Annotated in this window: 7 protein-coding genes and 1 tRNA gene; 2 read left to right on the top strand and 6 right to left on the bottom strand. The window is 55.9% G+C overall.

The features are described from left to right. Positions 1-491 precede the first annotated feature (491 nt). The 3 genes from IAE27_RS12140 to IAE27_RS12130 form a co-directional block, all read right to left on the bottom strand. Positions 492-568 (bottom strand) — tRNA-Pro (locus IAE27_RS12140). A 77-nt stretch (positions 569-645) separates the two neighbouring features. Beyond that, positions 646-2406: an LPS biosynthesis-modulating metalloenzyme YejM gene (gene yejM / locus IAE27_RS12135; RefSeq protein WP_004103964.1), complete on the bottom strand. Its 1761-nt coding sequence runs from the start codon at positions 2404-2406 to the stop codon at positions 646-648. A gap of 19 nt (positions 2407-2425) precedes the next feature. After that, positions 2426-2653, bottom strand: a complete 228-nt coding sequence (locus IAE27_RS12130) for a YejL family protein (protein ID WP_004133900.1) — start codon at positions 2651-2653, stop codon at positions 2426-2428. Between the two features lie 178 nt (positions 2654-2831). On the opposite strand from IAE27_RS12130, the gene yejK reads away from it, so the two are divergent. Then, positions 2832-3839: a nucleoid-associated protein YejK gene (gene yejK / locus IAE27_RS12125; RefSeq protein ID WP_004114145.1), complete on the top strand. Its 1008-nt coding sequence runs from the start codon at positions 2832-2834 to the stop codon at positions 3837-3839. A 49-nt stretch (positions 3840-3888) separates the two neighbouring features. On the opposite strand, the gene IAE27_RS12120 is transcribed toward yejK, so the two are convergent. Then, positions 3889-4647, bottom strand: coding sequence for a DeoR/GlpR family DNA-binding transcription regulator (locus tag IAE27_RS12120; protein ID WP_200092471.1), 759 nt, complete (start codon positions 4645-4647; stop codon positions 3889-3891). Between the two features lie 80 nt (positions 4648-4727). On the opposite strand from IAE27_RS12120, the gene IAE27_RS12115 reads away from it, so the two are divergent. Continuing rightward, positions 4728-5321: an NUDIX domain-containing protein gene (locus tag IAE27_RS12115; protein ID WP_070555990.1), complete on the top strand. Its 594-nt coding sequence runs from the start codon at positions 4728-4730 to the stop codon at positions 5319-5321. Positions 5322-5382: 61 nt separating this feature from the next. On the opposite strand, the gene rplY is transcribed toward IAE27_RS12115, so the two are convergent. Then, positions 5383-5667: a 50S ribosomal protein L25 gene (gene rplY / locus IAE27_RS12110; RefSeq protein ID WP_004114143.1), complete on the bottom strand. Its 285-nt coding sequence runs from the start codon at positions 5665-5667 to the stop codon at positions 5383-5385. Between the two features lie 137 nt (positions 5668-5804). Next, positions 5805-7562, bottom strand: a complete 1758-nt coding sequence (locus IAE27_RS12105) for a DEAD/DEAH box helicase (protein WP_004103954.1) — start codon at positions 7560-7562, stop codon at positions 5805-5807. Positions 7563-7688 lie beyond the last annotated feature (126 nt).

Raw genomic sequence — 7688 nt, 5'->3', positions numbered from 1 at the left:
CTGGGCGACGGTCCGCTGGCGCTGCTGAAGCTGCGCAACTTCAGGCTGCCGACGCAGATATTCAGCGCCGGTCTCCCGGCAGCCGGCCGCACGGATGAAGAGGGATACGACGCGGGGGAGATGAGTGAATAGTGAACACGGCGGCGGCCACGATCGTAGCGCCTGACGCTGGACAGAAATAAAAAAGAAAGAAGAAGTCATCAGCCAGGTCTGCCGATACGGGACAACGTGCAGCGCATTCTCTCAACTGGCGCGTCACTGCATTTACATCCTGACGGGAAACGGTCGGCTTGATATGTCGAAAATCTTTCAGCAGATGCCCGGAGCGCGATGCCACGAATGTATGTCCGGTAGCAGGAGGCTTGTTCGCTATCTGAAACGGCGGCAGTATCTGTAAGCCTCTGCGCTGAACGAAACACCCCAATTTCACCCCGCTCGAAAAACAGGCATAAAAAAACCAGCCTTAAAAGGCTGGTTTTACTGGGATTATTTGGTCGGCACGAGAGGATTTGAACCTCCGACCCCCGACACCCCATGACGGTGCGCTACCAGGCTGCGCTACGTGCCGATTTGTGGGGAACAATATTACCCGTTCCCCGGGCGAATGCAAGCCGGGAAATGACTGATTGATTTATAAATAATCAATCAGTTAGCGATAAAGCGTTTTTCATCGGTCAGCACCTGCAGCAGCAAGCTGAGCTGCGGTTTTTGATCTTTAATTTTCTCGCCGTCGCTGTTCCATGTTCTGTAGGTACCGTTGTGATTGAGCACGACGGTAACCTTCGGCGTGGTAATGGCCAGCGTATCGCTATTGGCTGCGGTAACCCAGGCGCGGCGGCGGGCGGCGCTAAACAGGTCTTCACCTTGCGAATACTCATTCGCCGGTGTGGAGACGTGAAGTAAGCGCTGCATCAGCGTCGTCATCACGTCTTTATTATCGGTCAGCGTAGCGATCTCCTGGGCCGGGGTGCCAGGCCAATGGATCACCAACGGAACCTGAAGCTCTTCGCGCGACCAGCCAAACGCGTCATGCTGTGGGTTCAGCGGCATACCGTGGCCCGCCGTCACGATAACTACCGTGTTGTCCAGCTTGCCCGCTTCGCGCAGCGCATTCAGCACGCGACCAATTTGCGTATCGACCGCGCCAGCGGCGCTGGCGTAGCGCCGGACAAAGTTTTGCTGCTGCCCGTTATCCAGAGTGGTGCCGTTGAGCGCAACCCATGAGAACCAGCGGTTTTCATCCTGGGCGTAGCGGTCCAGCCAGTTTATCCACTGGTTTGCCGTCTGCTCGTCGCTTTGCGCTTTCGCCGCCGGCAGCGAGAAATCGGACAGCAGCGCCTGGCGGTACAGCGGGCTGCTAAAACCGTCAGAAGAGAACAGGCCCAACTGGTAGCCCTGCTGATTCAGCGACGTAATCAGCGCTGCGGGGATACGCGCTGACAGGACGCCGTCCATATAGCTCGGCGAAATACCGTAGAACAGGCCAAACATGCCGCTGTCGGCAGTGTTACCGGAGCTCATATGCTGGGTAAAGTTAACGTTTTCTTTCGCGAACCCGGTCAGCGCCGGCATGTTTTGCTCAAAGCGCGAGTAGTTAAGATTATCGACGGTAATCAGCAGCACGTTATAACCGGTACCGAGATCGCGGTAACGCAGTTCGCTAAGCGGGTACTGCACCGAAACGGCTTCCGGCGCGCCTTGTTCTACCAGACGGCGCTGATAGTCCTGCGCGTCGAGCAGGCCGTGTTTTTCCAGAAAACGGCGCGCCGTCATTGGATAGGAAAGCGGCAGATTGGCCCGCTGCATGGTTATCGGGCGATAGAAATTGGCATCCGCCCAGATATAGACCAGGTGGCTACTGATAAAAGAAATAAAGAAGAACCACGCAACGGGCCGGGCATAGTGGCGGCGGCGCGTCAGGCTGCGCAGTTTCTGCCAGCTCCAGGTCGCAAAGAGCATTTCCAGAAGGAAGATGATCGGGACGCTGATAAACATCAGCTGCCAGTCGCGCGCCATCTCGTTCTGATCGGGGTTAATGACCAGTTCCCAGACAAAGGGATTAAGATGCAGGTGGAAACGGGTGAATACTTCGCTGTCGATCAACAGCAGCGTCATGCCGATGGTCGCGAGAACCACCGAGATAAAGCGCATTAAGCGCTGAGAGACAACGATAAACGTTAGCGGGAAAAGAATCAGCACATAGCTGGTAAAGACCAGGAAGCTGAAGTGACCAACGAGGCTGACGTACGAAAAAAGGCGCCCGGCAAGCGTCGTTGGCCAGTCGGCGACAAACAGATAGCGACTGCCGAGCGCCATAGCCAACAACATGTTGAAAAGGGCGAACCAGTGTCCCCAACTGACCATCTGGGAGACTTTTTCTCGGTAGGGCTGACGAAGAGTCACCATATACTGTTGTTCGTTATCCTTAGTGCGCTGGATCGTCGTTGATAGATGACTGCAGCGCCTGGGCAAAAGAACGGGCGATAGCCTGACGCTGCGCCGGCGCGACGCTACTGTTGATCAGGTTAGTCACCATATTGCCCAGTACCATCAGTGAAAGGTCAACGGGCGCTTTATGTGTTTCCAGAACGCTCGTCAGCTCGCTGAGCAGCTGTTCGACGTGTTCATCGCTATAGCGGGATAATTGCGGCATAAACTCAAAATCTGTTTGTTCGTGAAAGGGCAACATATTACCGTAGCAGAAGCTTTTTTTCCGCATTTTTTCGCCACGACGCAAAAGCGCGCGGCTTCGCTCGCAAAGAGTCACGCGGCGGTTGCGTCGTCGCCCCGGCGGTGGTTGAATACCGCCCGGTCTAAAAGGAGAGTTTAACATGAGTCTGGATATCGACCAGATTGCCCTGCATCAGTTAATCAAACGTGATGAACAAAATCTGGAACTGGTGCTGCGCGAATCGTTGCTGGAGCCGACGGCGACGGTTGTTGAGATGATGGCTGAGCTGCATCGTGTCTACAGCGCAAAAAATAAAGCCTATGGCCTGTTTACTGAAGAGAGCGAGCTGGCGCAGGCGCTGCGCGGGCAGCGTAAAGGCGAAGAAGAGTTCCTGCCGTTCAGCCGCGCCGCTACCGGGCGCCTGCGTGACGAACTGGCAAAATACCCTTTTGCTGAAGGCGGGATCGTGCTGTTTTGCCAGTATCGCTATCTGGCGGTGGAATACCTGATGGTGGCGGTGCTGAATAACTTAAGCAGCATGCGCGTCAACGAAGAGCTGGATATCAGTTCTACCCATTATCTGGATATCAATCACGCTGACATCGTGGCGCGTATTGATTTAACCGAATGGGAAACCAACCCGGAGTCAACGCGCTATTTGACCTTCCTGAAGGGGCGGGTAGGGCGCAAAGTGGCGGATTTCTTCATGGACTTCCTCGGCGCCAGCGAAGGGCTGAATGCGAAAGCGCAAAATCGCGGCCTGCTGCAGGCGCTGGATGATTTCGCCGCCGATGCGCAGCTGGACAAATCTGAACGTCAGAACGTACGTCAGCAGGTATACAGCTACTGCAACGAACAGCTGCAGGCCGGTGAGGAAATCGAACTGGAATCGCTGTCCAAAGAGCTGGCTGGCGTCAGCGAGAAGACCTTCCAGGAATTTACCGCCGAGCAAGGTTACGAGCTGGAAGAGAGCTTCCCGGCGGATCGCAGCACTTTGCGTCAGTTAACCAAGTTTGCCGGCAGCGGCGGCGGGTTAACTATCAACTTTGACGCTATGCTGCTGGGCGAGCGGGTGTTCTGGGATCCGGCTACGGATACCTTAACCATTAAAGGCACGCCGCCGAATCTGCGCGATCAGCTCCAGCGCCGCACTTCTGGCGGAAATTAAAATGCAAAATCCCGACGCCGAGTCGGGATTTTTTAGCGTCAGACCCGCCCTACAGCGCGTAGAGGATTTCCACCCCATTCAGGGTTAGCTGTTGTCGCAGCGCCTCGTCGAGAGTCGTATCCACGATCAGCGTACTGACGCCCCCCAGCTCGCCGATAGCAAAGGCCGAAGCGGAGTTCAGCTTTTCTTGCGACGCCATCACCACCGTTTCGGCTGCCCGTGCCGCAAGCGCGCGCTTGATGCCCGCTTCTTCATAATCACCGGTGGTTAATCCCGCCCGCGGGTGCACGCCGGTAACGCCCATGAAAAACAGATCGGCATTGATGCGGGAAATGCTTTCAAGGGCCGCGGCCCCGACGCTGACCACCGAATGCTTAAACAACCGGCCGCCGATCAAAATCACCTCGATAAGCGGTTTCTCCACCAGCGCGACGGCAATTCCCGGGCTATGGGTGACCACGGTACACGCGAGGTTATCGGGCAGCAGGCGCACCATCTCTCCGGTAGTCGTGCCTCCGTCGATAATCACCACCTGACCGGGATGAATAAGCTCAACCGCGCGCTGGGCAATAGTTAGCTTTGAGGCCATCTGCACGTTCTTTCTTGTTTCAATAGGCGCGATGGCTTCGGATACCGGCAGCGCCCCGCCGTGCACGCGCTGCAGTTTGCCTTCCGCTGCAAGCTCCCGCAGATCCCGGCGAATAGAGTCTTCTGAGACGCTGAAGCGCTGGCTAAGATCGCCTGACATCACCTGTTTTTCCTCAGCGAGGATCTGCAAAATCTGCTGTTTTCTCTGGCTGGCAAGCATCAAAATACCTTCATGAGTGATCTTGTTTGTGCACGATTATGCATGTTATGTTGCTCGCTGTCACCTAAAAGGGGAAAAACATGCACGCTGACGCACCGCGCGTTCGCCATATCCGCGAAACGCTATTATCGGACAACTGGTACACGCTCAAGAAATATACCTTTGAACTACTGCGCCGTGACGGGCGCTGGCAGGAGCAGAGTCGGGAAGCTTACGATCGCGGCAACGGCGCGGTGATCCTGCTCTACAATCGTGAAAAGCAAACGGTAGTGCTGGTCCGTCAGTTTCGCTTTCCGGTATGGATTAACGGTCATGATGGGTTTTTGATCGAAGCCGCCGCAGGACTGCTGGATGACGCTTCTCCGGAAGAACGCATCGTTGCCGAGGCCGAAGAAGAGACCGGTTTTCGCGTCACCCGGATCGAGCCGGTATTTACCGCTTACATGAGTCCCGGTTCGGTGACGGAGAAGCTTTACTTTTTCATCGCTGAATACTCTGCCGACGATCGGCGCAGCGACGGTGGCGGCCTGGCGACGGAGGGAGAAGATATCGAAGTGCTGGAGTGGCCGCTGGAAAAAGCGCTGCAGGCTATTCGCAAAGGAGAAATCGTCGATGCGAAAACGATTATGCTATTGCAGCATCTCGCGCTGAATGCCTCAACGCTACTCGCCTAATAAACAAAACGCCCCGAACCTTGCGGAGCGGGGCGTTTGCCATACAACTTTCAGCGAGCGATTAAGCGCGAACGAAGTCGATGTGGGTCAGCTTCGGCTTGAACGGGTGACGCTGAACAGCCTGAGCTTTAACTTTCTCTTCTTTGCCATCAACAACGATGGTCAGAACTTCGTTGTAGAACTCTGCATTGGTCTGCATGTTCCACACTTTGTCGTGATCCAGTTCGATTGCTACTGGCGCAGCTTCGCCGCCATAGATGATGGCCGGGAATTTGTTAGCTGCACGCAGGCGGCGGCTCGCACCCTTACCCTGCTCTTTACGTACTTCTGCGTTGATAGTAAACATTGACGTCTCTCTATATATAAATCCTGCTACAGGCGACCCAGCAGCAGGCAGATTATCTGCTTCGCGAATGCAAAAGCGGGCGGCATTATAGCCGCCCTGCGTTTTTGCAGCAACCAAAACCTCAGTCCTGAGGACGATTAGCGCAGTTCGTTGGCCCGGCGGAATCGCCCCTGATAATCAAACACTTTCTCCCGGACTTGCCAGTATTGCCCCTTCATGCGGGCAACGACAAAGTCCGGGTGGCGCAGAAGCGCCTGCTGGGCGAGGATATCGGCAGGCGTTATCCAGCGCAGCGGCACGCCCGGCGTTCGGGTATGCGGTCGGATAAAGAGCTGCTCAAAGGCGGTACGCTGGGCGGGCGTATGCAGGCGGAAGCGCTCACTAACATCCGCGCCATCTTCATCGTAATAGGTGATTTTTAACCAGGCGCCTTTGTCATCCGCACCGTGCTGAAGAACCATACCGCTACAGCGCAGCACCAGCGCATCTTTGAGCTTCAGCGCGGCTTTCAGCATGTCATCGGGGTCGACCAGAATGGTATCGCACTCGCGGCAGCGGCGGGCGGCAATATCGTTTTCCGCGTTACACTGCGGGCAGTTTTTAAAGCGAAAACGAAAATCGCACTGTTCACGATGGCCTTCGTCATCCTCAAACCAGCCCTGGCAGCGGCGGCCAAAGTGTTCAATCAGCGTGCCGTCAGCGGTAGTTTTTCCCCAGAAGGTATTGGCGAAACCGCATGCCGGACAAAAAACCTGGACCGGAACGTTGTCGCTTTTTCCTTTCGGCGTTCCCACTTCAGGGGCATAAAGGTCGTGCGGATTGCCGGCGTAATCGAGAATCAGGCAGTCAGTTTTACCCGGCGCCAGGCGCAGGCCACGGCCGACGATCTGTTGGTAAAGGCTCACCGACTCGGTCGGGCGCAGGATGGCGATCAGATCGACATGCGGCGCATCAAAGCCGGTCGTCAACACCGCGACGTTAACCAGATAGCGGTACTGCTGCGCTTTAAACGCTTCGATGATGCGATCGCGCTCCGGCCCCGGCGTTTCACCGGTGATAAGAGCCGCCTCGCCCTGCGGAAGCAACCCGGTCACTTCACGGGCGTGTTCAACGGTGGCGGCGAAAATCATCACCCCTTTGCGCGTTTCGGCGAATTCAACGATTTGGCTGACGATATGCGGCGTGACGCGCTGCTGCTTTTTCAGCTCGTGATTCAGATCGGCTTCGCTGAACAGGCCGTTACTTTGCGCCTGTAAACGGCTGAAGTCGTATTGAACCACCGGCATGTCCAGCCGCTCCGGCGGCGTCAGGTAGCCATTCTTAATCATATAGCGCAGCGGCAGTTCATAAATGCAGTCGCGAAACAGCGCTTTTTCATCACCGCGCACCATGCCGTGATAGTGAAACTGATAAATCCAACCTTTACCCAGGCGGAACGGCGTTGCGGTCAGCCCCAGCAGGCGCAGATGCGGATTGACCTGCTGAAGGTGGCTGATAATCTGCTGATACTGGCTGTCATTATCGTCGCCGATGCGGTGACACTCGTCGACGATCAGCAGCGAGAACTCCCCCTGAAACTGGTCAAGGTTACGGGCTACCGACTGCACGCTGCCAAAGACCACTTTACCGTGGCTCTCTTTCCGTTTAAGGCCCGCGGCGAAAATATCCGCTTCCAGACCGAGCGCGCAATACTTGGCGTGGTTCTGCGCCACCAGCTCTTTTACGTGCGCCAGCACCAGCACGCGACCGCGCGCCAGGCGTGCGAGTTCAGCAATGACCAGGCTTTTACCTGCGCCTGTTGGCAGGACAATCGCGGCAGGTTCATGATGGCGGCGAAACCAGGCGAGCGTGGCGTCGACCGCCTCTTTTTGGTAGGGACGTAATGTAAATGTCATGAATTTATGGCGGTTAATTAACTCGCGAATAGTATGCCACGAATCTTTTCCCTTGAGTGGTGTTAATAGCCCGTTATACTACCCCATGAAATTCTTCTTTTTCGGGCGCGTTGCCCGCTCCAGCAC

Source organism: Klebsiella sp. S69 (genome assembly GCF_016516145.1).
GTDB lineage: Bacteria > Pseudomonadota > Gammaproteobacteria > Enterobacterales > Enterobacteriaceae > Klebsiella > Klebsiella oxytoca.
This window is presented reverse-complemented; position numbering and strand designations above follow the sequence as displayed.